The organism is Cryobacterium sp. PAMC25264 (genome assembly GCF_019443325.1).
GTDB lineage: Bacteria > Actinomycetota > Actinomycetes > Actinomycetales > Microbacteriaceae > Cryobacterium.
In genome coordinates this window covers 491,627-516,227 of sequence record NZ_CP080383.1, presented here as the reverse complement: position 1 = coordinate 516,227, position 24,601 = coordinate 491,627, and the positions used below count along the sequence as shown (strand labels likewise).

The window sequence follows — 24,601 nt, the reverse complement described above, 5'->3', positions numbered from 1 at the left end:
GCCAACCGGTTGGCGTCGAACTCGCTACTGGAAGCCGCCGTGTTCGCCGACCGCGCCGTGCGGTCGCTGAGCGAGGCCGAGCAGCCCGCGCCGTACTTCGCGACCGAGACCGACGCCGACTCGGACGTCCCGGGCGCCGGGCTCGACGGCACAACGGACGCGGCCGACGTATCCGCCACTGCTCTCAGCCCTGGCTTCGTCGACCGCGTCACGCTGCAGAACCTGCTCTGGGAGGCTGCCGGTGTGCACCGCTCCGGCGCCGACCTCGCCGGCGCGGCGGCGACGCTGGCCGGCTGGCACCCCGTGGACCGGGCGCTGGCAACGGCCGCGCAGCTGGAGACCGGCAACTTGCTCGACCTGGGCCGGCTGATCGTGGCCGCCGCCCTCTCCCGAGAGGAGTCCCGCGGGGCGCACCACCGCGCCGACTTCCCGGACACCCGCCTGGAGCTGGCCCGGCCCCGCTTCACGGTGCGACCCGACGAGCGCACCTTGGTAACCGCTTCATCCATCGCTTCGGAGGGCATCGCATGCTGACCACTCACGCCATCGAGACCGTTGTGCGGTCCGCCCTCGACGAGGACGCCCCGTGGGGCGACCTCACCAGCGAGATGCTGATCCCCGCCGACGCCGTCGCCACCGCCCAGCTCGTGGCCAGGGAGGCCGGCGTGTTCAGCGGCGGCGCCGTGTTCGCCGCCGCGTTCCGCCTGGTCGACGCCCGCATCACCGTGCACCTGCACGTCGCCGACGGCACCGCCTTCGCCGCGGGCGACCTCCTCGCGGAGGCCTCAGGTCCGGCTCGCGGCATCCTCACCGCAGAGCGCATCGGGCTCAACTTCGTGCAACGGATGAGCGGCATCGCCACGCTCACCGCAGAGTACGTGGCCGAAACCGAGGGAACCCGCGCCCGCATCGTCGACACCCGCAAGACCACCCCCGGGCTGCGCGCCGTGGAGCGCCAGGCCGTGCGCGACGGCGGCGGCCACAACCACCGCTTCAGCCTCTCCGACGCCGTGATGGCCAAGGACAACCACCTGGCCGTGCTCAGCGCCGACGGCACCGACCTCACCGAGGCTCTGCTCGCCGTGCGGGCTCGACTCTCGCACACCACCCACTTCGAGGTGGAGGTGGACACCCTCGAGCAGATCGAGCCCGTGCTCGCGGCCGGTATCGACACCATCATGCTCGACAACTTCGATGCTGAGGCCCTGCGCGAGGGGGTGCGGCAGGTCGCCGGCCGCGCCATCGTGGAGGCCAGCGGCGGGGTGTCGCTTCACACCGTGCGGCGCATCGCCGAGTCGGGTGTCGACGTCATCTCGGTGGGCGCCCTCACCCACAGCGTGCGCTCGCTCGACCTGGGGCTTGATGTCGTCATCCTGCCCGAGGCCGTGTTCCCCGAGTAGCGTTCACGCGCCCGGCCGCCCGGCCCCGTTCTCTGGAGAGAAGCCATGATCTACCTCGACAACGCCGCTACCGCGCCGCTCCGCCGCGAGGTGGCCGAGGCCATCTGGCCGATCCTCACACAGGGGTTCGGCAACCCGTCCAGCCACCACCGGGTGGGCGAGGCCGCGGCGGCGACCCTCAAGACCGCGCGCGGGCGCATCGCCCGGGTGCTCGGCTGCCGCCCCGGCGAGATCACCATCACCAGCGGCGGCACCGAGGCCGACAACCTCGCCCTCAAGGGCCTCGCGCTCGGCGCCCCGCGCGGCCGGCACATCATCACCACTGCCCTCGAGCACGAGGCGGTGCTCGACTCCTGCGACTACCTGCACCGGCTGCACGGCTTCGAGATCACCCTGCTGCCCACGGATACCACCGGCCGGGTCGACCCCGACGACCTCAGCCGGGTCATCCGGCCCGACAGCACAATCGTCAGCATCCACTACGCCAACAACGAGATCGGCACCGTGCAGCCCATCCGGGAGCTCGCCGCGATCGCCCGGGCGGCGGGCGTGCCGATGCACACCGACGCCGTACAGGCGGCCGGCTGGCTGCCGCTGAACGTGACCGAGCTGGGCGTGGACGCGTTGAGTATTTCCGGGCACAAGCTCGGCGCCCCGCAGGGCGTGGGCGCACTGTACCTGCGCGGCCGGCTGCCGGTGGAGCCGGTGTTGCACGGCGGCGGGCAGGAACGCGGCAAACGCAGCGGCACCGAGAACGTTGCCGGAGCCGTGGGCCTGGCCACGGCCCTCGACCTGGCCGAGGCCGAGCGGGTCGACCTCGCACCACGCCTGTCCGCCCTGCGCGACGCCTTCGTTACCGCGGTGCTCGAGAGCACGCCGGGAGCCGCCCTGACGGGGCATCCGCTACACCGGCTGCCCGGCCACGCCTCGTTCACCTTCGCCGGTACCGGAGGGGAAGCGGTGCTGCTCGAGCTCGAGCGCTTCGACATCGTCTGCTCGAGCGGATCCGCCTGCGCCGCCGGTAGCGACGAACCGTCGCATGTGCTCACGGCGCTGGGCATCCCCGCCGACCTCGCCCAGTCCGCGGTGCGCTTCACCCTCTCGGCCGGCACCAGCGCCGCAGACCTGGCCGAGGCCGCCACCCGGGTACGCGAGGCCGTGGCCGCCGTGCGCGGCCTCGCCACCTGACCTGTCCCGCCCGCCGCGCCGAGCCCCAAAACCGCCCGGTATCTGTACCCGAAACGGACAAATGGTGCCGGCACACCGGGTGCACATGTCCGGTTCGGCACCATTTGTGCTGGTTGAGCGTGATTCGGCACGGAGTGGCCGGGGCTCGGCGGCCGGGTTCCGCGGCCGCGGAAATGCCACCCGAGTGGGACCTTTGGCACGTGTTTCGGTCCCGGACGAGTCCTAAGTTTGAACCAGAGACAAAGATCCCAGATCGGGTTGTCCAGGAGGAAAACTATGACGATCACAGACCGACCAGTCGCCACTCCCATAGCTGCACAGATCGACACCTTGGTTGCCGCCGGCAACGTCGCGCTGAAGGACTACGCGGACTTCACCCAGGAGCAGATCGACTTCATCGTCAAGAAGGCCTCCGTCGCCGCTCTGTCCCAGCACGCCACGCTCGCCGTGCACGCCGTCGCTGAGACCGGCCGTGGTGTCTTCGAAGACAAGGCCGTGAAGAACCTCTTCGCGTGCGAGCACGTCACCAACAGCATGCAGAACCTCAAGACCGTGGGCATCATCAGCCGCGACGAGCTCACCGGCATCACCGAGATCGCCGAGCCCGTCGGTGTCATCTGTGGCATCACCCCGGTCACGAACTGTACGTCCACCGCGATCTTCAAGTCCCTCATCGCGCTCAAGACCCGCAACCCCATCATCTTCGGCTTCCACCCGGCCGCGCAGGAATCATCCGCCGCCGCCGCCCGCGTCGTCCGCGACGCCGCCATCGCAGCAGGCGCCCCCGCCAACTGCATCCAGTGGATTGAACAGCCTTCCCTCGAAGCATCCACCCTGCTGATGAACCACCCCGGTGTGGCCCTCATCCTCGCCACCGGTGGTAACGCCATGGTTCGCGCCGCGTATTCCTGCGGCAAGCCCGCCCTGGGCGTCGGCGCCGGCAACGTGCCCGCCTTCATCGAGAAGAGCGCCAAGCTCAAGCGTGCCGTCAACGACGTCGTGCTCTCGAAGGCCTTCGACTACGGCATGATCTGCGCTTCGGAGCAGGCCGTCATCATCGAAGAGCCCCTCTACAACGAGGCCATGGCCGAGTTCAAGATCCTGCACGCCTACCGCACCAACAAAGAAGAGAAGGCCCTCCTCGAGGAGTTCATCTTCGGTGTTCAGGCCAACTCGGAGAACTGCGCCGGCGCCAAGCTGAACCCGAACGTCGTCGGCAAGTCGCCGGTGTGGATCGCTCAGCAGGCCGGTTTCAGCGTTCCGGAAGAGACGTCGATCATCCTGGTCGAGGTCTCCGGAGTCGGCCCGCACGAGCCGATGACCCGCGAAAAGCTGGCCCCGGTTCTCGCCGTCATGCACGCCAAGGACGCCGAAGAGGGCATCTCGCTCTCCGAGCAGATGGTGGAATTCGACGGTCTCGGCCACTCGGGCTCGATCCACAGCGAAAACCCCGCGATCATCGAGGAATTCGGCAAGCGCGTCAAGGCTGTCCGCATCATCACCAACGCCCCCAGCTCGCTCGGTGGCATCGGTGACATCTACAACGCGTTCATCCCCTCGCTCACCCTGGGCTGTGGCTCGTACGGACACAACTCCGTTTCGAACAACGTCTCGGCGATCAACCTCATCAACGTCAAGCGCATCGGCCGGAGGAACAACAACTTGCAGTGGTTCAAGATCCCCGCGAAGACCTACTTCGAGCCGAACGCCATCCGTTACCTGGCCGACATGCGCGACGTCACCCGGGTCACCATCGTCACCGACTCGACCATGACCCGCCTGGGCTTCGTCGACAAGATCCTCGACGTGCTCAACCGCCGCGAGGGCCGTGTCGCCCTGCAGATCATCGACAACGTGCTCCCCGAGCCCACCGTTGCCGCCGTCGAGAAGGGCGCAGAGGAAATGCGCGCCTTCAAGCCGGACACCATCATCGCCCTCGGTGGCGGCTCCCCCATGGACGCCGCCAAGGTCATGTGGCTGCTGTACGAACACCCCGAAATCGAATTCGCCGACATGAAGGAGAAGTTCTTCGACGTGCGCAAGCGCGCGTTCAAGTTCCCCGACCTCGGTGAGCTCGCCAAGCTGGTCTGCATCCCGACCACCTCGGGCACCGGTAGCGAGATGACCCCGTTCGCCGTCATCACCGACGACGTCACCGGGATCAAGTACCCGCTGGCCGACTACGCCCTGATCCCGTCCGTCGCGATCATCGACCCCGTGCTCACGGCCATGATGCCCTCGTTCCTCGCCGCCGACTCCGGCTTCGACGCCCTGACCCACGCCACCGAGGCGTATGTCTCGGTGTATGCGAACGACTTCACCGACGGTCTCTGCCTGCACGCGATCAAGCTGATCTTCGAGAACATCGAGACCAGCGTCAAGGGCACCATCGGCAGCACCGATGACACCGTGATCAAGGCTCGCGAGAAGATGCACAATGCCGCATCCATCTCGGGCATGGCGTTCGGTAACGCGTTCCTGGGCATAGTCCACGCCATGGCCCACGTCACCGGCGCCCAGCTGCACCTGATCCACGGCCGGGTCAACGCGACCTACCTGCCGCACGTGATCCGCTACAACGGCACCGTCCCGACCAAGCTGACCAGCTGGCCCAAGTACGAGCACTACATCGCCCCGGAGCGCTTCCAGGAGATCGCCAAGCACCTGGGCCTGCCGGCCTCGACTCCCGCCGAGGGCGTCGAGTCCTACGCCCAGGCCGTCGAGCAGCTGCGCGACAAGGTCGGCATCAAGCCGTCCTTCCAGGCGCAGGGTGTGCCGGAGGAAGACTTCATCAGCCGCCTCGACTCGCTCGCCATGGGCGCTTACGGCGACCAGTGCGCACCCGCCAACCCGCGGATGCCGATGCTCGAGGACATGAAGACCCTCATGGAAGCCGCGTACTACGGCACCTCGTTCGCCGAGGTTCGCGCCGGACGCACCGCCGTCGGCGACGCGGCACTCGAGACCGGTGCAGAGGTTGCCGCCACGACCGCGGACGCCAAGAAGCCGGCCCGCAAGGCCGGCAAGTAGGCTCCACGCGTCACAGCAGCACCCGTTCGACCTGCACCACCATTACGGCCCCGCACTTCTGTGCGGGGCCGTTTTTGCGTCCGGTCGGGCACGCCGTCGTCGTAGGCGCGACGCGGTGACAGCCCGGGTAGAGTGCGTATCAGGCCACGCACGGGGGTTCACATCGAGGTGGGGGAACAACACATGCTTCGCAGATCAACGGCGGTTCTGGCCGCACTATTCATGCTCAGCGGTTGCGCCGCAGGCGTCCAGTCGGGGGCAACTGCACCGTCCACGACCCCGGGCACGCCGGTCGCCCCACCGGCGACCGCAACCCCGACGGTCACACCGACACCTGCACCGCCGACCGGCGACCTCGCTGTCGATCCAACCTGCGAGAACATGTTGTCAGCACCGGCCCTGGCTGACATCACCGCGGCGGGCTGGACCCTTGAGACCGACCTGCCTGGAGGCCACAGCGGTCTGATGGCCTCGATGGTCGACCAGGGCGGGCTGAGTTGCTACTGGACCAGCGACGGAGGCGACGTTCCGCTCTGGTACGGCCAGATGGCGATGGATGAGGGCACCTGGAGCGCGACCCGAGCGGAACTGACGGCGGCCGGGTACACCGAGTCCGACGAGCCGGTGACCGCCACGCTGCTGGGCGAGCGCTGGGGCGACGACAATCCGGCCCTGGCGAACGTGGACGGCGTCACCTTCTACGTCAGCCAGCCGAGCTATCTGACCTCGATGGTCGCACTGCAGTAGCTCCGACCGCCAGGACTCGTCACAGCGCTGGCTTCAGCGCCTGGAGCCCACGGGCATGCGCTTGGGCCCGGAGGGGAACATGAGCGAACCGGGACGGGTGCGCTCGCGTCGCGGCGACCCTGTGGCGATGACTGCGCAGACGAACTCCTTGACCAGCGCACCGGCCCGGCCGGTGATCCGCAGCGGGCGCGGCTCATCCGCTGCGGTGAGCAGCTGGATCAGCCCCATTCTTCGGCCGATACTGATGCACTGGGCACCAAACCCCACATTGAGTGTCGTCAGGGTCTCACCGCGCAAAACTGCCAGAACGTTGTCCGCCGCCTGGGCGCCGAGGGGCATGGCGATGGCACAGCCCATGCGCAGGTGGGAGCCGACGGAGGACGGCGGACGTACCGCGTCCCCTGCGCCGAGGATCTCCGGGTACCGGACCGTGCGAAGCTCCTCGTCGACCAGCAACCGGCCGATCGAGTCGATGTCGAGGCCGCTGCGGCGGGCGAGATCGGGAACCGCGAATGAGGCGGTCCAGACGGTGACGTCGCTGGGAATCCGCGTGCCGTCGGAGAGCTCGACGGCGTCGGCCTGCACCCGGCGCACGTCGCTCCACTCCCGCACTTCGACGCCGAGCTTCGCCAGCGACCGGGCCACCGACCGCCGGGACGCCGCGGGGAGGTTCCCGAGAACCTCGCTCCGCGACACCAGGGTGACGGATGCTCTCGGGTGCCGTTCCGCGAACTCCGCCGCGGCCTCGACGCCCGTCGCACCTCCGCCGACGACGACGATGCGCTGGTCGGCCCTGCCCGTGGCGATCGCCCGGCGCGCCGACTCCGCACCTTGGACGTTGCTCAGCAGGTGCGCGTAGAGTTCGGCGCCAGGCGCACCGAGCGCGGCGACGCTCCCCACCGCGTAGACGAGGATGTCGTACGGCTCGCTGATCACCCCGCTGCGGGTGTCCACGGTCAGGGCATGCGCCGGCGCGTCGATACGCAGGACCGTTCCCAGCACAACCTCGACCCGGCCATGGAGCATCTCGTCCAGGGGTATCGCCGCGGTCACACGCACCCCGGCAGCCGCCTCATGGAGGCGCACCCGTTCGATGAAGTGCGGTGCCGGGTTGACCAGCCGCACGCGCACCCGGAGGCCCTCCGCGGGCGTCAGCGAGGCCTGGATGCGGTTGGCCGCCAGGATGCCGGCATAGCCGGCCCCGATGACGACGACCGTCTGGTCGAAAGGTCTGCTCATTCGTTCTCCTTGTCGAGACTGCGCGCGTGTTATCAGTACTGACCGCGGACACCGCGCAAACGTGACACGGCAGCGCTCAGGGGCGGAGTACATTAAAAACTGTTCACAATCCCGGCCCAAGCGACGAAGGGATGCCGATGCGAGGCAACCGGAGCGACGCCGCAGCATCGGAGATCGACGACGTGGCGGACGAGTTCGAGTCCCTGCGTCCCCGGCTCTTCGGAATCGCCTACCGGATGCTCGGCAGCACGGTTGAGGCCGAGGACATCGTCCAGGATGCCTGGATCCGGTGGCAGGGCACCGACCGTACGGGCATCCACAGCCCCGCCGCTTTCTTGACGACGATGACGACCCGCCTCTCCATCAATGTGGCCACCTCGTCGCGCCTGCGCCGCGAGACCTACATTGGCCCCTGGCTCCCCGAGCCCGTACTCACGGGTGCCGATCCGGAGCTCGGGGCCGAGAACACCGAGGCACTCGAGGTCGGGATCCTGCTGCTGATGGAGCGACTCACCCCCATGGAGCGAGCCGTGTACCTGCTGCATGAGGCCTTCGACTATCCGTACCGCGAAATCGGGGAGGTCATCGGCACCACCGAGGCCAATGCCCGCCAGCTCTCCCGGCGTGCCCGCCAGCACCTCACCGAGAGCAGCGGCACCCGGGTGACCGTCGCCGAGAAGAACAGGCTGCTGCGCTCTTTCCTCGCCGCCGCTCAGAGCGGAGACGTGCAGCGTCTGCAGACTCTCCTCACCGACGACATCGTGCTCTACTCGGATGGCGGCGGGATCGTGTCCGCAGCTCGACGGCCGATCGAGGGGCGCGATCATGTCGGGCGGTTCCTGTTGGGTACGCTGCAGAAGCTCCAGGGCAACGTCGACATGCAGCTGACTCCGGTGAACGGTTCCGACGCGTTCGTCTTCCGCAAGGACGGCGAGCCCTACATCGTCTGCAGCATCGGCGTGAACGACCGCGGCATCAACCGGATCTTCTTCGTCCTGAACCCGCAGAAGCTCGGTGCCCTGCGCTGAGCGGCCCTATGGCGGACTCCGGGTTAACGCAAAAGTCCCGGTCTCTTTCGAGACCGGGACTTTTGTTTCTGTTGCGGGGGCAGGATTTGAACCTACGACCTCTGGGTTATGAGCCCAGCGAGCTACCGAACTGCTCCACCCCGCGCTACAAGAACTAAGTTACCACAGTTCCCCAAGGCCTTCGAATCGAGCGCTCCCCCCGGGCGAGTCGCACCCGAGTCGGTCCGGCATCCGCTTCTGCAGGCGCCGGACACAGACAAAACGCGGGCGGTGCGACCGGGTTTCCCCGGTGCACCGCCCGCGTCTGGGCTCAAGCGGCCGTTACTGACCGATGAGCGTGAGCATGCTCGCCACGGTGTCGGAGAGCTTCTTGTCGGCGACCCCGAAGGCGGCGAGGTCGTTGGCGGCCAGAGCTGACTGCTTGTCGGCGATGGCCTGCTTTGCCTGAGCCAGCAGCGTCTTCAGCTGGGCGTCGACCTCCGGGTTGCCGGTCTGGGTGGACGGAACCGTGGTGCCGTCGGTGGGCGTCTGGCCCTCCGGAGTGGTGACGGCGGGCACATCGGTGTCGCCGGCATTAGCGCCGGACTCGCCACCGAAGAGCACGTTGAGCGCCGTATCGAGTGTGTCCTCGAACGCGATCTGGTCACCGAAGGCCACGAGGACCTTCTGCAGCAGCGGGTAGCTGGTCTCACCGGTGGACTGCACGTATACGGGCTGCACGTAGAGCAGACCGCCACCGACAGGCAGTGTCAGCAGGTTGCCGTTGAGCACCGTGGACTGACCCTGCTTCAGCAGGTTGAGCTCGGCGGAGATCGTGGGATCACCGTTGAACTTCGCCTGCACCTGGCCGGGGCCGGGTACCGTGATGTCGTTCGGCAGCGTCAGCAGGCGCAGTTTGCCGTAGCCATCCGCCCGTTCACCATCGGTGGCCCCCGCATCCGCGTCGGCCGCGAGATAACCGGTCAGAACGTTCCGGCTGGTCTCCCCGGACGCGTTGGGGATGAAGGTCGAGTACAGCGAGAACGACGGTGCTTTCTGGCCGGGCATTTGCATGGTCAGGTAGTACGGCGGCTGCAGGGTCGTGTTGGTGCTCGGAGACACGGGGTCGTTCGGCGTGGTCCAGGCGTCGTCCTCGGAATAGAAGGATCCGGGGTCGGTCACGTGATACTTGCCGAGGATGGCGCGCTGCACCTTGAACATGTCGGCCGGGTAGCGCACGTGGCTCATCAGGTCGCCGGACATCTCGCTCATCGGCTCGACCGTGGTCGGGAAGATCTTCTGCCAGGTCTGCAGCAGCGGGTCGTTCTCATCCCAGGCATAGAGCGTCACCGAGCCGTCGTACGCATCGACGGTGGCCTTGACCGAGTTACGCATGTAGTTGATGTTGTCCAGCGCGAACGGCTGCTCGGGCGTCTCGGTGTCAGCGATCGCGTTGCTCAGGCTCACGGCCGTGGAGTACGGGTAGCTGGCACTGGTCGTGTAGCCGTCTACGATCCACTTGATCCGGCCGTTCACCACGGAGGGGTACGGGGCGGAGTCGAGGGTGAGGTACGGGGCGACCTTCTGCACGCGGGTGACCGGGTCGCGGTCGTAGAGGATCTGCGACTTGTCGTTGACGGCGTTGGCCAGGAAGATCTGCTCGGACTGGAACTTGAGCGCGTAGATCAGCTTGTTGAACGGGCCGTTCAGGCTCGGCCCACCGTCGCCCGAAAAGGTCGTGTAGGTCTGCTGGGCGCCGTCTTCGCCGGACGGGTAGTCCAACTCGACGGGGTCGCTGCCCTCGGGGGCGCCGACGATGGAGTACGTGGGCGAGGTTTCACCGAAGTACACGCGCGGCTCGTACTCGCCGAGCGCACCCGAGGTGGGGATACCCGATTCGAGGAAGACCGGCTGGCCGTCGGCCGAACGCTGGTTGCCGTACGCGGCGACCACACCATAACCGTGGGTGTAGACGACCGAGGAGTTGACCCAGGTCTCGCTGCTCAGGCCGTCGAGGTTGAGGTCTCGAACCGACACCACGGTGTCCTGGGACTTGCCGTCGATCGTGTACCGGTCCACCGAGAGGTTGGACGGGAACTGGTAGTACTGCTTGAACTGCTCGAGCTGGGCGAACGCGTCGCTGACCAGGGCCGGGTCGAGAATGCGGATGTTGGCCGTGGTCTCGGCGTCGGCACGCAGGGCGCCGGGCTCGGCCTCGGTCGTGGCGGTGTACGGGATCTCTTCCACATCCGCCACACCGTAGGCGTCGCGGGTCAGGTCGATGTTGCGCTGGATGTACGGGGCCTCGAGGGTCTTGGCGCTCGGGTCGACCTGGAAGCGCTGCACGACCCAGGGGTAGAGCGAGCCGATCAGCAGGCTCGACACGATGAGCAGCGCGGTGCCGATGACGGGCAGGCGCCAGCGGCCGATGAACGCGGTGACCACGAAGAGGATCGCGACGAAGACGGCAATGCCGGCCAGGATGGCGCGGCCCGGGATGGTTGCGCTGACGTCGGTGTAGCCGGCGCCGGTGATCAGGTCATTGGCCTGGGTGAGGGTGGAGTACTGGTCGAGCCAGATGCTCACGCCCTGCAGGAGCAGGTAGACGGCGGCGGTCACGGCGATCTGAACGCGCGCGGCCTTGGCCACGTAAACCTCGCGGCCGGTGATGCGGATGGCTCCGTAGAGGTACGAGGTTGCCAGCGCGACGAGGGCGGAGATCAGCACGACGGCCGAGCTGAATGCGAGCAGCGACTGGTAGAACGGCAGGTCGAAGAGGAAGAACGACACGTCGAAGCCGAATTGCGGATCCGTGGTGCCGGCATCCGTGCGGTTGAGCCACATCAGGATGGTCTGCCAGTGCGTGGCAGCGGCCACGCCGGCGAACAGACCGAGCAGAGCGGGGATGCCGTACATCGCCAGGCGACGCAGCGGCTCGATCACCTGCTGATAGCGGTCGATCTGCGAATTGAGCTTCGCGTAGACGGGACGCAGGCGGTAGGCCAGCTGAATGCTCACCCAGACCGGGATCGCCATGCCCAGGAAGCCGACCAGGAACAACACGGCACCGGCCACCCACTGGGTGGTCAGCACGCTGAGGAAGCCGAGTTGGTCGAACCACAACACATCCGCGTACAGCCCGGCGAAGATGAAGAACAATATCACCAGCCCTGCGATGATCGCTGCCGTGATGGCTAGCGGGGCACGGCTCCGACGTGGAGCGCTTCCGGCGGATGATGAACTCACGAATTGGCCTCTTGCTCTGATAGATCGGGGTCAGACCCTCATTCTACGCAGCGAGTCTCGGGGCAAACCCCCAGTTCGCTGAGGGCTCACCCAGAAGAGGCGCTGCTATCAGCCTGCCGGGCAGGTAGGCAGGGCGCTCGTGTCGGCGCCGGTGCGGATGGCGTCAAGCGCCGCGAGCGAGTCGTCGAGCGTGCTCACCGCGAAGACGGTGAGACCGTCCGGAATGTGGCCGGTGACCTCGTCGCAGTTGGCGGCCGGGGCGAGGAACCAGTCGGCGCCCGCGTTGCTGGCGCCGAAGAGCTTCTGGCGGATCCCGCCGATGGGCCCCACGGTGCCGGACTGGTCGATGGTTCCCGTCCCCGCAACATCCGCCCCACCCTGGAGCGCGCCTGGCGTGAGTTTGTCGATAATGCCCAGGGCGAACATCATGCCGGCACTCGGGCCGCCGACCTTGTCGAGCTGGATGTCAACGTCGAACGGGAACTGGTATTCGGACTTGACGTTGATGCCCAGCACCACGTTGCCGCTGATGTCGACCGGGGTGACCTCGACGCTCTGCTCGGCGCCGTCGCGGCTGAGCCCGATGGTGGCAGGGGTGTCGGCGCCGCTTGCCGTGAGCGCGGCGCGCAGCGCGGTGATGTCGGCGACGGCCTGGCCGTTGACCGATTCGATGAGGTCGCCCGCCTTGATCACGCCGGCCGCCGGGGCGTCGTCGGCCAGGGAGACCACGCTCAACTCGGTCGGATAGTCGTAGCCGAGGTTGGTCAGCGCCGCCGCGATGGCATCCTGCTGGGAGTTCACCATGGCCACCTGGTTCTGCTCGTCGCGTTCCTCGGTGGTGACGTCGGCCGGGAAGACCGACTCGAGCGGCACCACGGCCTGGCTCGGGTCGAGCCAGGCGGCGGCCACCGTGAGCCAGTTCAGGCGGTTGTCGGGGTTGCCCAGCACCGACACCGTGAGCAGGTCGAGGCTGCCTTCGGTGGGGTAGACGGTCTCGTCGGGGATGGTGATGAGGTCCTTCTTCTCACCCTCGTAGTCTGCGGAGCCGAGCGTGTTGTAGACCGGGCCCGGCTTCTCGACCACATACGGCGACGGGACCACAGCGAGCGTGAGGCCCGTGACCAGCGCGATGCCCAGCACCACCCAGCCGGTGCGGGAACCACGGCGGCGGTGGGCGGAGCCTAGGGACGAATCATCGGTGAAGAGGGCCACCAGGCTCCTTAAAGGGGTGAACGGGGTCGTGAGCGGTGTTCGCGACAGGCGGACACCGCAAGGACCCAGCGTAGGTCATTTCCCAGTTCTGGCCGGGGTTCTCGGGCTAGCGTAGAGGCAAGCAACTGAGAGGTGCCTGAAGTGGCCGATGACTCCCGACCCGACGAGGGTCAGAACCCCGAAGATGAATTCCGGGACATGCTCCGAGACATCCTCTCGGGTAAATCGTCGATCGACCCCGGCCAGTTGGCCGGCGCGGCCGGTCTTCCCAACGACCCGGCGAGTGTTGCCGCTCTGATGAACCAGCTGCAGGGAGCCCTCCGCGCCGGTGACGGCGACGGCGGCATCAACTGGGACATCGCCCTGCAGCAGGGCCAGGAGCGCGCCGCAACGGGCGCACACAGCACCACGCCGGCCCAGCGCGCCGAGCTCGAGCAGGCCTTCCACATCGCGGCCCTCTGGCTCGACGACGTGATCTCCGTCGCCGAGCTCACGGTTGAACCGCGCCTGATGACCCGCAAGGAATGGGTCACCGCCACGATGCCGCTCTGGAGCCAGCTGGCCGAGCCCGTCGCCACGAGCATCTCCGACTCGCTCACCTCCGTGCTCAGCGAACAGGCACCGGAGGAGCTCAAGGGCATGCTCGCCGGCGCCAGCCAGATGATGCGGAGCCTCGGCGGCACCCTGTTCGCCATGCAGCTGGGCCAGGTCGTCGGCCAGCTCTCCAGCGAGGTCGTCTCCGGCGGCGACATCGGCATCCCGCTGTTCGGCGACCAGCAGGCCGCCCTCCTCCCCCAGAACGTCGCCGAGTTCGGTGAGGGCCTCGACGTGCCCATGGACCAGGTGCAGATCTACCTCGCGGTGCGCGAACTCGCCCACGCGCGGCTGTTCCGGCACTCCCGCTGGCTGCGCCTGCACATGATCACCTCGATCACCGAGTTCGCCCACGGCATCAGCATCGACACCTCCCGTCTCGAATCCCTGGCAGAGGGCTTCGACCCGTCGAACCCGGAGGAATTGCGCGACGCCATGGTGAACGGTTCGTTGATTCCGCCCAAGACCGAGGCCCAACTGGCCGCCCTCGGCCGGCTGGAGACCATGCTCGCGCTCGTCGAAGGCTGGGTCGACGTGGTCACGGTGGAGGCCACCAGCCGACTACCGCGCGCCGATGCCATCAACGAGACGGTCAAGCGCCGCCGCGCCTCTGGCGGACCAGCCGAGTCCGCCTTCGCCACCCTGGTGGGTCTGGAGCTGCGCCCGCGGCGCCTACGCGAGGCCGCCGCGATGTGGCAGGCCGTCACGGATGCCGTGGGCAACGAAGCCAGGGACGGACTGTGGGCGCACCCGGACATCCTGCCCACCTCGGCCGACCTCGACGACCCGCAGGCCCTCGTGGCGCGCCTCACGAGCACCGCCAAGGGCGAGGCTCCGGTGCTCGACGAAGTGGACCAGGCCCTCGAAGACCTGCTGCGCGACGACAACCCCGACCGCCCGCACGAGGCCTAACCCCTCCCGCGAACTGTGACTTAAGCCCCGAAAACGCTCGTTTTTCGGGGCTTAGCTCACGGTTCGCGGGCCTAAGAGGGCTTGGGCCGTGTCTTCGTCGGTGATCAGGACGGTGCAGAGGCCGGACAGGACGACCGACCTGGCGATCGCATGCTTGCGCGGTCCGCCGATCACGGCGATCGCCGTGCGGGACCTGCGCAACTGATCGAGCGAGATCCCGAAGGTGCGTTCGTCCAACGCGGGGTCGACGATCTGGCCGTCGCTGTCGATGAACCGGCCGACGACATCCCCCACGGCGCCCTTGCGCACGAGTTCGCTGATCTGTTCCGGCGTGAGGTAGCCGCTGTCCACGTGGGCGGAATCCTGGTCGGCCTGCCCCGCGCTGAACAGGTACGCGGAGGCTGCCGACCCCATCTCGAGCACCCCCGCCACCGAACGGTCGGAGGCGATGGCTTGTTTGGTCTCCACCCGTTCGAGGATGGCGGGGCTGGGCAGCAGGGTGAACTGCCCTGCCCCCTTCTGCGCGATGCTCACGGCCGTGGCCGCGGCGGTGCCGGGGCGGGCGTTCAGGCTCACCCCGCCGTTGATCTGCACGACGTTCACGCCGCTGGCCCAGCCGGGCTTGAGCTGCAGGGAGATGTCGTGCAGCGTGCGGCCCCAGCTGATGCCGAGAGTGCGCGGCACCGGGCGCAGTGCCGTGAGGTAATCGGCGGCCGCTTGCGCGGTCCGCTTGTGCAGGTCGAGTTCGTCGACGACGCCGGCTGTCGACACGACGACGACGTCGGTCAGGCCCGTGGCCTGACGTAGCTGGCGTTCAAGGCCCAGGCGGCGGGCGCGCGGATGCACGATCTCGATGCGGATGAACCCCTTGGCCTTGGCCTGTGCCAGCAACCGGCCGACCTTCCACCGGGTGAGCCGGAGGATGGTGCCGATCTCGTCCTGGGTCTTGTCTTCCTCGTAGTACAGCTCCGCGGCCCGGATGGACAGGAGCTCATCGATGTCAGTCATCAGCTTGGTGCCTTCCCACGTCCCCCCAGCGTAAGTCGACCTGATCGGCCGGAACAACTCATGTTGCCGAGGTTGCTCATATGAGCAGAAGCCGCTCAGCGGCCCCGGTGGCGCTCCAGGTCGTCCTCGAGCAGATGCGGGCGGGCGATCACGGCGCCGGCCACGGTGACCGCCAGCGCGGTGCAGATGAGGAAGATCAGCGGGGCGGTCCAGCCACCGGTGAGCTCGTGCAGCAGTCCCACGCTCAGGGGCCCGAGGGCGCCGAGGGTGTAGCCCACACTCTGCACGAAGCCGCTGAGCGCCACCGACCCCTCGTGGGTGCGGGTGCGCAGGTTGATCAGCACGAGCGCCAGCGGGAAGAACAGCGGACCGAGCCCTGCCAGCACCACCCAGAGCCAGGTGAGGGTTGCCGGGGCGAGCAGCAGACCGAGGTCGCCGAGCAGGAAGGCCAGGACGCCCACGTAGACCAGCACGGCGACGTTCTTCATCCGCGCCGTCAGCCACGGAATCAGCAGTGCGCAGGGGATACCCATGCCCGCATATATCGACAGGAGGGTGCCGGCCTGGGCCGGGGTCACCCCGGCGTTGTCGACGAGTAGCTGTGGCAGCCAGGCGAACATGGCATAAGCATTGAGCGAAGAAGTGGCGAAGACCACCGCGAGCGCCCAGGCGATCGAGGACCGCCAGATCTGGCCGAGCACGGCCGGCTGAGCCTCGTCGATCAGCGCGGCGGGGGTGGACTCCACCCGGTGCCGCACGAACATGCTCACCCACGGCACGAGGGCGATCAGGGCCGGCACCAGCCAGAGGCCGAGCGACACCCGCCAACCGGCCGCATCCGCCACCGGAACCGCGATCAGGGGCGGGATCAGGGTGCTCAACGACACCACCGTCACATACAGGGAGGTGACCAGGCCGACCCGGTCGGGGAAGTACTTCTTGACCAGCGGCGGCAGCAGCACATTGCCGACACCCAGACCTGCGAAGGTGATGACGCTGCCCACCACGAGCATCCCGAACGACCCGGCCAGGCCGCGCGTGACATGGCCGGCGAGCATGGCCACCAGGGCCAGCACCAGCACGTTCTCCAGGCCAAGGCGGCGGGTATACACCGGGGTGAAGATGCCGAAGACCGCGAAGCACACTGGCGGCAGCATGCCGAGCACGCCGATGGCTGCGGAACTCAGCGGAATGTCGGCGTTGATCTGCCCCACGATGGGCGAGAGCGCTGCGACGGCGGTGCGCAGGTTCGCGGCCACCAGCACGATCCCCACGAGTGCCAAGGCACGGCCGGACCAGAGGGGACGCGGCGGGCTCACTGACACCGTGCAAGTCTAGGCTGGACCACATGGCCAACTTCGCGCGCGACCTCCCTCTGAGCCTCCGCAGCGTCGGCAACGAGTCCGGCGTGAACGCCCGCTGGTCCGGGCACCTCGCGGCCACCCTCACGGCCGTCGCCGACGTGCTCGACACCCTCACCCCCGAGCAGTGGGAATCGCCGAGCCTGTGCAGCGGATGGCGGGTGCGGGATGTCGCCGGGCACCTGGTCTGGCGGTTGGGCAGCAGCCGCAGGCAGCTTCTGGGCAGTGCGGCACGCGCGTACCTGGGCCACTTCCTGCGCCCCGCCCGGGCAATCGACGCCGTGAGCCGCGCCGCCGCCGAGGCCGAACCCGCGGCGCTTGTGGCCCGGCTCCGCGAGATCGCCGCTGAGCGCGCCGCCGGGGTGGGCCACGGCGGGATCACCGAGCTCACCGAGGCCGTGGTGCACGGTCTCGACGTGGCCGAGCCCCTCGGTCTCCCCCTGCCGATCCACGCGACGGCAGGTGGAGCTGTGGCGCTTCGCCGCAGCCTGATCGCCCCCACCGAGATCAAGGCCGTTCTGCGCATCCGCCGACTCGAGGCGACGGATGCCGACTGGAGCGTCGGTCATGGCACCCCGCTGCCCGGCACGGCACGCGAGCTGCTGGTGTTCCTGTTCGGCCGCGGACCACTGCCCCGCGAGGCGGACCGGACCTCCGACAGCGCAGAGGGTGCCGCAGAAGGCTGAGTCGAACCGGCTAGTCGAACGGGCTAGTCGAACGGGCGATGCAGGATCGCTCGGGTCTTCACGACGTCGTCTTGCATCTGGCGGATCAACGGTTCGATGCCGGTGAAGGCCACCATGCCGCGAATGTGCTCGACGAAGGCCACCTCGACGACATGGTCGTACAGGTCGATCTCCTGGTCGAGAACGTAGGCCTCCACCTGCTTCTGCGGCACGCCATCGAAGGTGGGGTTGTTGCCGATGGAGATGGCGGCCGGGTACCGGGCGCCATGGTCGGTCAGCCAACCGGCGTAGACACCGTCGGCGGGGATCAAGCCTTCGGATTCCGGAGACAGGTTCGCGGTGGGAAAACCCAGCTCCCGGCCCCGCGCCGCGCCGTGCACGACCACGCCGCGGACCGTGGGCAGGTGCCCGAGCAGGCGGGTGGCCGAGCGCACATCACCGGCGGAGAGCAGGTCGCGGATCCACGTGGAGGAGACCCGGCGTTCGCCCTGCGGCATCACGTCGTCGATCAGTCGCACGTCGAAACCGTACTGCCGACCGAGCTCGGTGAGCAGGTCGGCGTCGCCGGCGCCCTTGGCGCCGAACCTGAAGTCCCGGCCCACCGACACGTGCTTGGCGTGCAGGGTGTCCACCAGGATGTCGCGCACGAAGTCCTGGGGCGGCAGCGAAGACAGCGCGTGGTCGAAGGTGAGCACCACAGTGGCGTCGATGCCGGTCTCGGCGAGCAGGTCGAGCTTCTGCGACACGCTCACGAGCTCGGTGGGGCACTTCGCGGGGTTCAGCAGGGCCAGCGGATGGCGGTCGAAGGTCACGACGACCGACGCCAGGCCCTCGCGGCGGGCGAGGCTGTTGAGCTCGGCGATCACGGCCCGGTGGCCGGCGTGCACGCCATCGAACTTGCCGATGCTCACGGCCGAATCCGGCCAGTCGGCCGGCACCGACTCGACGCCGTCGAGCACCTTCATGGGAGTGACCTGAGCGCCGGTCACGCTGCGGAACCGTTCCGGCCGGCCCGCTCCGGGGCGTGCCGGGCGAGCCACCACATGCCCAGGATCGGCAGCACGAGCGGGATGAACAGGTAGCCGCGCCCGTAGACCGACCAGACGGTGTCGTGTGGGAAGAGTTGCGGGTCCACCAGGCTCAGGGTGCCGATCACCAGTACGCCGAGCAACTCGAAGCCGATGGTGATCCAGGCCACGCGGTACCAGAGCGCACCGCGCTTGATCAGGGCGACGGTTGCGACGATGTAGACCACGGCCGCGAGGGCGGACAGCGTGTACGCCACGGGTGCCTGGTCGAACTTGCCGACGATCTGTACGAAGGAGCGCCCGGTGGCGGCGAGCGCGAGCACCCCGTAGACCATGATCAGCACACGGCCGATGCCGGTCACCCGGCGGGGCGTGGTGCCGGTGGCGTTGTCTCCGGAGTCGGTCTTGAGCTCATTCATCGCTCAGTAATTATCGCAGCATCTTCGGGTGACCCGGTGCCGGGCGCTACCGGTGTGATTCAGACGGTCTGCACGGTCCAGATCTGCAGCATGCGGTAGAGCATGACCGCCACGGACAGGCACACCACACCCAGGATCACGGTGCTCCAGCGGCTGCGCTCGATGAGCGCCCAGACTCCCCCGCCGAGCGGCAGCAGGATGGCGCTGATCAGGTAGGTGTAGAACTCCAGGACGCTTCCGGTGGCCTCGTTGCCGGTGAAGGGCGCCACGATGGCCACCACGAGCTGCACGATCAGGAGCACCTCGACGAGCAGGGTGGCACCCATACTCAGGTCGGTGGGCTTGCGGCCGGCCAGGCCGAGCCCCAGGCAGAGGAGGCCGGCGAGCACGGCGACGGCCAGCTGCAGGTAGGCGAACCACTCGATCACTTGGCGTCCTCGGATTCTGTGGGTGCTGCGGGGGCGGGCTCGGGCGCCGCGCTCGCGGCGGGCTCGGCGGCAGGCGCGGGCTCGTCGTCCGGCGGGAAGTTTACGATCGACTTGGCGCGCCCGTCGCGGTATTCGACGAGCCCGATGAGCCGGCCCGCCGGGTCCACAGCCGCGACCGGGCCGGCGTCGCCCGCTCCGGCCGGCGCCTCGATGCGCTTGCCGTGGCCGAGGTCGATGGCCTGCTGCGCGTCGAGGTCGAGCCGGTCGAAGAGGCGGGTCGCCGCATCCGCCGGCCCGATCAGGGCCCGGCCCACATCGAGAACGTCGAGTGGGTCGGCGTCCATGATGCCGAACGGGCCGATGCGGGTGCGGCGGAGGCTCGTGAGGTGACCGCCCACGCCCAGGGCGTCGCCGAGGTCGCGGGCCAGTGCGCGGATGTAGGTGCCCGAGGAGCACACCACGCGCACCTCGAGGTCGAGGAAGCCGTCGGCGGCGGTGCTGGACACGAGCTCGAACTCGCTCACGGTGACCGGCCGGGCGGGCAGCTCCACGTCCTCGCCGGCGCGCACCCGGGCGTAGGCGCGCTTGCCGTCCACCTTGATGGCGCTCACGGCGCTCGGCCGCTGGCTGATCGCTCCGGTGAGGGCGGCGATGCCGTCGACGATTGATCCCTCACTCACGGCGGCGACGACCTCGGCGGGGGCTCGGGTCAGCTCCTCCCCCTCGGCGTCGTCGGTGGTCGTGGCAGCACCCAGGCGGATGGTGGCCAGATACTCCTTGTCGAGCCCGACCACGTAGGTGAGCAGCCGGGTGGAGCTGTTGATGCCGAGGATCAGTAGGCCGGTGGCCATGGGGTCGAGGGTGCCGGCGTGGCCGACCTTGCGGGTGCCGGCCAGGCGGCGGGTGCGGGCGACGGCGTCGTGGCTGGTCCAACCCTGGGGTTTGTCGATCAGTACGAGTCCGCTGGTCGTGCTCGCGGGCTTGCGTCTCGGGGCGTTCACGTGCGGTCCTTCGGGCTGGAATCAAGTTCGTTCTCGGCGGCGGTGGCGCCGAGCACAACGTCGAGCTTGCCACGGAATGTGCATCGCATGAGCTCCTCGGCTGCGGGGTCATCGTCGAAGATGTCCGGCAGCCGGATGGCCAGGAGGGTGTTGAACAGCATGCCATCGGCCAGGAACGCCCGGATCGTGTCGGGCGGGAAGCCCGCCTCGTCGCGCAACATCCGGTAGATCTGGAGAAAGCCGGCCCTGGCCTTGGCGCCGACGACAGGGTGGTTGCCGCTAATGAAGGCCTGCATGAGCGAGAGCAGGATGCCGCGATCCTCGATGAGGTCGACATAGGCGGCGCCGAGCCGGGCCGCCAAATTCTCGGCTTCGTCGGGTCCGTGTTCGCGAGGTTCGGCAATAATCAGGCGGAAACCGGTGATCAGGCGGTCCAGCGCCCGGGCCAGGACCTCCAGGAAGAGATTCTCCTTGGTGCCGAACATCCGCACCACATAGGGCTGGCTGATGCCCGCAGCCTTGGCCACCTGGTCGGTCGTGGCACCGGAGTACCCCCGCTCACCGAACACCACACTGGCGGCGGCCAGGATCTGCTCCCGCCGAACAGCAGCGGGGATGCGCTCAGTGGGCTGCACCGCTGCGATGTCGGATGCGCCGGTCGCGGATGTCTCAGGTTCGGATGTCGTCGTCACACTTGACAGGTTATCAGCCGATAACTAATCTCACATCTTGTAATCATTCGATTACAACACTTCTCGAAGGGGTCTGACCATGACCGTTCCACCGCCGGCCGACCTGGTTGTGCCCGCCGAAGCAGCCCGCCGCCCCGCCGAGCCCGGACCGGACTCGAGCCGGACGACCCGGCGGCGGAGGGTGCCGGTGTGGCTCGCCGTCCTGGCCGCGTCGCTGCCCATGTTCATGGCCACCCTCGATAACCTCGTGGTCACCAGTGCCCTGCCCGTGATCAACGCGGACCTCTCGGCGACCATCGAGGAGCTGCAGTGGGTGGTGAATGCGTACTCACTCAGCTTCGCCACGTTCATGCTCATGGCCGTCGCCATTGGCGACCGCTTCGGGCGCCGCACGGTGTTCCTGGCCGGGATCGCCGTGTTCACCGCGGCATCCGCGCTCTGCGCGGTGAGCGTCGAGCCGTGGCTGCTCATCACCGCCAGGGCGTTGCAGGGGGTGGGCGCAGCGGCGCTGATGCCGCTCTCGCTCACCCTGCTCGTCGGATCGGTCGCCGATAGGTTCCGGCCCGCGGCCATCGGCATCTGGGGTGGCATCGCCGGACTCGGTGTCGCCCTCGGCCCGCTCATCGGCGGGGCCGTGGTGGAGGGCTGGAACTGGCAGTCGATCTTCTGGCTGAATGTGCCGCTCGGTCTGCTCTCTGTCCCCCTGGTACTGGCCGCCCTGCCCAACACCTTCGGCGCCCGGCTGCGCGCCGACATTGTCGGCCTCGTGCTCGCAGGAACGGGCGTGTTCGGGATCGTCTACGGAATCGTGCGCGGCAACGAGGCCGGCTGGTCCAGCACCGAGGTGCTCACGGCGCTCATCGGCGGCTCGGCGCTCCTGCTGGCCTTCGTCTGGTGGGAGGAGCGGGCATCCGCGCCGCTGCTGCCGCTTCGGCTGTTTGGCGACCGGAGCTTCGCCGTCGCGAATCTGGTGGGTATCACCTTCAGCTTCGGGATCTTCGGGTCGATCTTCGTGCTGATCCAGTTCCTGCAGATCGTGCAGGGCCACAGCCCGCTCGAGGCCGGGGTGATGACGATGCCGTGGACACTCGCGCCCATGGTCGTGGCTCCGCTGACCGGGCTGCTCAGCCCGCGCACCGGCACCCGGCTGCCGATCGTGCTGGGCCTGGCCTTCCTGGCCGCGGCGATGTTCTGGCTCGCGTCAACGATGTCGACCGACGTCGCCTACGGCGAACTGGTGGGCCCGTTCATCCTGGCCGGGCTGGGCATGGGACTGGTCTTCGCGCCCAGTTCCACCGCCGTGCTGGCCAACATGGCACCGCACGATCAGGCCAAGGCCTCCGGCACCAACTCCACCTTCCGGGAGATCGGCGTGGCCCTGGGCGTGGCGGTGCTCACGGCCGTGTTCACCGGCAACGGCGGCGAGCTGACACCGAACGGTTATGTGGATGCGGCAATTCCCGCGGTCATGGTGGGAGCCGGCGTGCTCGCGGTCGCGGCGGTCATCGCACTGGCGCTGCCCTCCGGCCGCCGCGCGCCCGCCCTTCGCTGACCCGATCCGCAATCGTCCCCATCCCGTCGATCGAGCCTGTCGACTTGTGCGGAGCCTTCAGAAGCAGACCTCGTGACGTGCCTCGAAATCCGCTCACCGGGTCGACAAGCTCGACCAGCGTCCAACAAGCTCGGCCAGCGTCCGACAAGCTCGACCAGCGTCCAACAAGCTCGACCACCGAGGTGGGAACGCCCCGCACGCCGTCTCACGTGAGCGCCCCACCCGGCGAACTTCTAGGCTGAGCTCATGCGAATTGCTGTGATCGGTGCCGGCGCCCTGGGCGGAACCTTCGCCACCCTCCTCGCCCAGGCCGGCCACGACGTCACCGTCACCGCCCGCGGCGCCGGACTTGCCGCGATCAGGGAGCGCGGCATCCGGCTGGAGGGCGGCTTCGGCATGGGGCAGTCCCATCCGACGGCGCTCGAGCGACTGACCGAGACGCCCGACCTGGCCCTGGTCTGCACCAAGGCGCAGGATGCCGAGGCTGCGATCAGCGACAACGCCGCCGTGCTCGACGGGGCCGCGGTCATCGTGATCCAGAACGGCCTCGACGGGGTGGACACGGCCCGGCGGCTGCTGCCCGGCTCCGATTGCTTCGGCGCCCTGTCGATCATCGCCGCGAACTACACCGAGCCGGGCCTGGTCACCGTGACCACGGCGGCCCCCACCTACCTCGGTCGGGGCAGCGGGCCGGCCGACCAGGCCACCCGGCGCTGGCAGGCGGTGCTGGCCGAAGCCGTGCCCACCCAGGCGATCGACAATTTCGTCGGTGCCCAGTGGACCAAGCTCGTGGTGAATATGCTCAATGCCCTGCCGGCGATCACCGGGCTGAGCGTGCAGACCGTGGTAACACACCCTGGCCTGCGCCGGATCATGACCCTGAGCATGCGCGAGGCCGTGCGGGTGGGCCTTGGCCGCGGCATCCGGTTCGGCTCGATGCAGGCCCTCGGGCACCGGCGGCTGCGGCTCTTCGCCCTGTTGCCGGCCTGGGCCGGGCAGGCGCTGCCGCTCATGATGCGCGCCCGCATGGGAACGGTGCCCAACCTGGGCTCCACCCTGCAGTCGGTGCGGCGCGGCCAACGCACCGAGGTGGACTACCTCAACGGCGTCGTCGTGCGGGAGGCCCGCCTGACTGGGACTGCGGCACCGGTGAACATCCGGCTCACGGCGCTCGTGCACCAGGTGGAACAGAGTGGCACGTTCCTTACCGCCACCGAGGTGGTGGAGCGGTTCAGCAGGAGTCGCTGAACACCCGGGTGGGCCGGGCGGGATCGCTCAGGTCGATCACGGCCGACACCCACTGCCTGGGGCGTTCCTCCTTCTGGTAGAGGTAGTCGGCCTCGTTGGTGGTCTCGCTCTCGAGCAGAATCCGGTAGTTCCAGCCGTCCCGCAGCTCGGCGCGGTTGAGGAACTCACCGTCGAGCACCAGGATCGCGTCGGCCGGGGCCGTCGTCCAGTCCGGTTCGATCCAGGTATCCCGCTCCGGGTCGATCACCCGGGTGACGAACGCCGTGCTGCCGCCCAGCCGGAACGGCTCGAGCAGCACCCGGCGCAACGCCGAATAGTCATAGCCGTGCCGGTAGAGCCGTTCGGGGGTATCGGCGCCGAACCGGGCCTGCTCCTGGCGTGATCGCCTGAAATACGGCAGCGAGGCACGGAAGGCGGGCGTCTCGGCCTCGTCGCACACCGCGGCCAGGTCGTCGGCGAAGGCCGTTCGGGCCGCAGCATCGGCACCGTCGACGGCCACGACCACCCGTCCCCGACCGTTCAGGTTCACTATCTCGGCCGCGAGGGTACGGAGGTACTCGACGCGCGGTGTGGAAACAAGCTTCATGAATCGAGCCTAGGTTA

At 68.4% G+C, this 24,601-nt stretch carries 21 protein-coding genes and 1 tRNA gene; 10 read left to right on the top strand and 12 right to left on the bottom strand.

Annotation, left to right across the window (positions count from 1 at the left end):
- The first annotated feature begins 39 nt into the window (after nucleotides 1-39).
- From KY500_RS19700 to KY500_RS02305, 5 genes are all read left to right on the top strand, one after another.
- Nucleotides 40-534: a hypothetical protein gene (locus KY500_RS19700; RefSeq protein ID WP_370626922.1), complete on the top strand. Its 495-nt coding sequence runs from the start codon at nucleotides 40-42 to the stop codon at nucleotides 532-534.
- Nucleotides 528-1,400, top strand: a complete 873-nt coding sequence (nadC, locus tag KY500_RS02320) for a carboxylating nicotinate-nucleotide diphosphorylase (RefSeq protein ID WP_219902179.1) — start codon at nucleotides 528-530, stop codon at nucleotides 1,398-1,400. Before KY500_RS19700 ends, nadC begins: the two co-directional genes overlap by 7 nt.
- A gap of 45 nt (nucleotides 1,401-1,445) precedes the next feature.
- Entirely contained in the window at nucleotides 1,446-2,588 is a 1,143-nt protein-coding gene (locus KY500_RS02315) for a cysteine desulfurase family protein (protein ID WP_219902178.1), read from the top strand.
- Nucleotides 2,589-2,864: 276 nt separating this feature from the next.
- Nucleotides 2,865-5,618: a bifunctional acetaldehyde-CoA/alcohol dehydrogenase gene (adhE, locus tag KY500_RS02310; protein ID WP_219902177.1), complete on the top strand. Its 2,754-nt coding sequence runs from the start codon at nucleotides 2,865-2,867 to the stop codon at nucleotides 5,616-5,618.
- 381 nt (nucleotides 5,619-5,999) lie between these two features.
- A complete protein-coding gene (locus KY500_RS02305) occupies nucleotides 6,000-6,365 on the top strand; it encodes a hypothetical protein (RefSeq protein ID WP_219902176.1) in 366 nt (121 codons plus the stop codon).
- A 33-nt stretch (nucleotides 6,366-6,398) separates the two neighbouring features.
- Here KY500_RS02305 and KY500_RS02300 read toward each other — a convergent pair whose 3' ends face one another.
- The gene (locus KY500_RS02300) at nucleotides 6,399-7,604 is read right to left on the bottom strand and encodes an NAD(P)/FAD-dependent oxidoreductase (protein ID WP_219902175.1); all 1,206 of its coding nucleotides are present in this window, start codon (nucleotides 7,602-7,604) and stop codon (nucleotides 6,399-6,401) included.
- Nucleotides 7,605-7,741: 137 nt separating this feature from the next.
- Between KY500_RS02300 and KY500_RS02295 the strand changes: the two genes are divergently transcribed.
- Nucleotides 7,742-8,632 (top strand): RNA polymerase sigma-70 factor, encoded by an 891-nt coding sequence (locus KY500_RS02295; RefSeq protein ID WP_219902174.1) that lies wholly within the window; start codon nucleotides 7,742-7,744, stop codon nucleotides 8,630-8,632.
- A 71-nt stretch (nucleotides 8,633-8,703) separates the two neighbouring features.
- Here the strand turns inward: KY500_RS02295 and KY500_RS02290 are convergent.
- The 3 genes from KY500_RS02290 to KY500_RS02280 form a co-directional block, all read right to left on the bottom strand.
- Nucleotides 8,704-8,777 (bottom strand) — tRNA-Met (locus tag KY500_RS02290).
- Nucleotides 8,778-8,953: 176 nt separating this feature from the next.
- Complete coding sequence (locus KY500_RS02285) at nucleotides 8,954-11,857, bottom strand: UPF0182 family protein (protein ID WP_219902173.1); 2,904 nt, start codon at nucleotides 11,855-11,857, stop codon at nucleotides 8,954-8,956.
- Between the two features lie 108 nt (nucleotides 11,858-11,965).
- Nucleotides 11,966-13,069, bottom strand: coding sequence for a PDZ domain-containing protein (locus tag KY500_RS02280; RefSeq protein WP_219902172.1), 1,104 nt, complete (start codon nucleotides 13,067-13,069; stop codon nucleotides 11,966-11,968).
- A 141-nt stretch (nucleotides 13,070-13,210) separates the two neighbouring features.
- Here KY500_RS02280 and KY500_RS02275 point away from each other — a divergent pair, with 141 nt between their 5' ends.
- Entirely contained in the window at nucleotides 13,211-14,575 is a 1,365-nt protein-coding gene (locus KY500_RS02275; protein ID WP_370626862.1) for a zinc-dependent metalloprotease, read from the top strand.
- A gap of 51 nt (nucleotides 14,576-14,626) precedes the next feature.
- Here the strand turns inward: KY500_RS02275 and KY500_RS02270 are convergent, their stop codons facing one another.
- Nucleotides 14,627-15,583 carry a sugar-binding transcriptional regulator gene (locus KY500_RS02270; protein ID WP_219902171.1) on the bottom strand — a complete coding sequence of 319 codons (957 nt, stop codon included), beginning with the start codon at nucleotides 15,581-15,583 and terminating at the stop codon, nucleotides 14,627-14,629.
- A 95-nt stretch (nucleotides 15,584-15,678) separates the two neighbouring features.
- Nucleotides 15,679-16,908 (bottom strand): CynX/NimT family MFS transporter, encoded by a 1,230-nt coding sequence (locus KY500_RS02265; protein ID WP_370626861.1) that lies wholly within the window; start codon nucleotides 16,906-16,908, stop codon nucleotides 15,679-15,681.
- Nucleotides 16,909-16,931: 23 nt separating this feature from the next.
- On the opposite strand from KY500_RS02265, the gene KY500_RS02260 reads away from it, so the two are divergent.
- Entirely contained in the window at nucleotides 16,932-17,630 is a 699-nt protein-coding gene (locus tag KY500_RS02260; RefSeq protein WP_219902170.1) for a maleylpyruvate isomerase family mycothiol-dependent enzyme, read from the top strand.
- A gap of 23 nt (nucleotides 17,631-17,653) precedes the next feature.
- On the opposite strand, the gene KY500_RS02255 is transcribed toward KY500_RS02260, so the two are convergent.
- Genes KY500_RS02255 through KY500_RS02235 form a run of 5 tightly spaced genes read right to left on the bottom strand, consistent with a single transcriptional unit; the run spans nucleotide 17,654 to nucleotide 21,198 of the window.
- Nucleotides 17,654-18,595, bottom strand: a complete 942-nt coding sequence (locus tag KY500_RS02255) for a bifunctional riboflavin kinase/FAD synthetase (RefSeq protein WP_219903241.1) — start codon at nucleotides 18,593-18,595, stop codon at nucleotides 17,654-17,656.
- 20 nt (nucleotides 18,596-18,615) lie between these two features.
- Nucleotides 18,616-19,077, bottom strand: a complete 462-nt coding sequence (locus tag KY500_RS02250; protein ID WP_219902169.1) for a hypothetical protein — start codon at nucleotides 19,075-19,077, stop codon at nucleotides 18,616-18,618.
- A 59-nt stretch (nucleotides 19,078-19,136) separates the two neighbouring features.
- On the bottom strand, nucleotides 19,137-19,505 hold the full coding sequence (locus tag KY500_RS02245; protein WP_219902168.1) for a hypothetical protein: 369 nt from the start codon (nucleotides 19,503-19,505) through the stop codon (nucleotides 19,137-19,139).
- Nucleotides 19,502-20,506, bottom strand: a complete 1,005-nt coding sequence (truB, locus tag KY500_RS02240; protein WP_219902167.1) for a tRNA pseudouridine(55) synthase TruB — start codon at nucleotides 20,504-20,506, stop codon at nucleotides 19,502-19,504. The genes KY500_RS02245 and truB overlap by 4 nt, the downstream gene beginning before the upstream one ends.
- On the bottom strand, nucleotides 20,503-21,198 hold the full coding sequence (locus KY500_RS02235) for a TetR/AcrR family transcriptional regulator (RefSeq protein WP_255579728.1): 696 nt from the start codon (nucleotides 21,196-21,198) through the stop codon (nucleotides 20,503-20,505). The genes truB and KY500_RS02235 overlap by 4 nt, the downstream gene beginning before the upstream one ends.
- 79 nt (nucleotides 21,199-21,277) lie before the next feature.
- Between KY500_RS02235 and KY500_RS02230 the strand changes: the two genes are divergently transcribed.
- Together KY500_RS02230 and KY500_RS02225 are read left to right on the top strand one after the other, a co-directional pair.
- On the top strand, nucleotides 21,278-22,750 hold the full coding sequence (locus KY500_RS02230) for an MFS transporter (protein WP_219902166.1): 1,473 nt from the start codon (nucleotides 21,278-21,280) through the stop codon (nucleotides 22,748-22,750).
- Nucleotides 22,751-22,996: 246 nt separating this feature from the next.
- On the top strand, nucleotides 22,997-23,998 hold the full coding sequence (locus tag KY500_RS02225; RefSeq protein WP_219902165.1) for a ketopantoate reductase family protein: 1,002 nt from the start codon (nucleotides 22,997-22,999) through the stop codon (nucleotides 23,996-23,998).
- Here the strand turns inward: KY500_RS02225 and KY500_RS02220 are convergent.
- Nucleotides 23,982-24,584: a hypothetical protein gene (locus KY500_RS02220; protein WP_219902164.1), complete on the bottom strand. Its 603-nt coding sequence runs from the start codon at nucleotides 24,582-24,584 to the stop codon at nucleotides 23,982-23,984. The two genes, KY500_RS02225 and KY500_RS02220, sit on opposite strands and share 17 nt — an antisense overlap.
- Nucleotides 24,585-24,601: the final 17 nt, after the last annotated feature.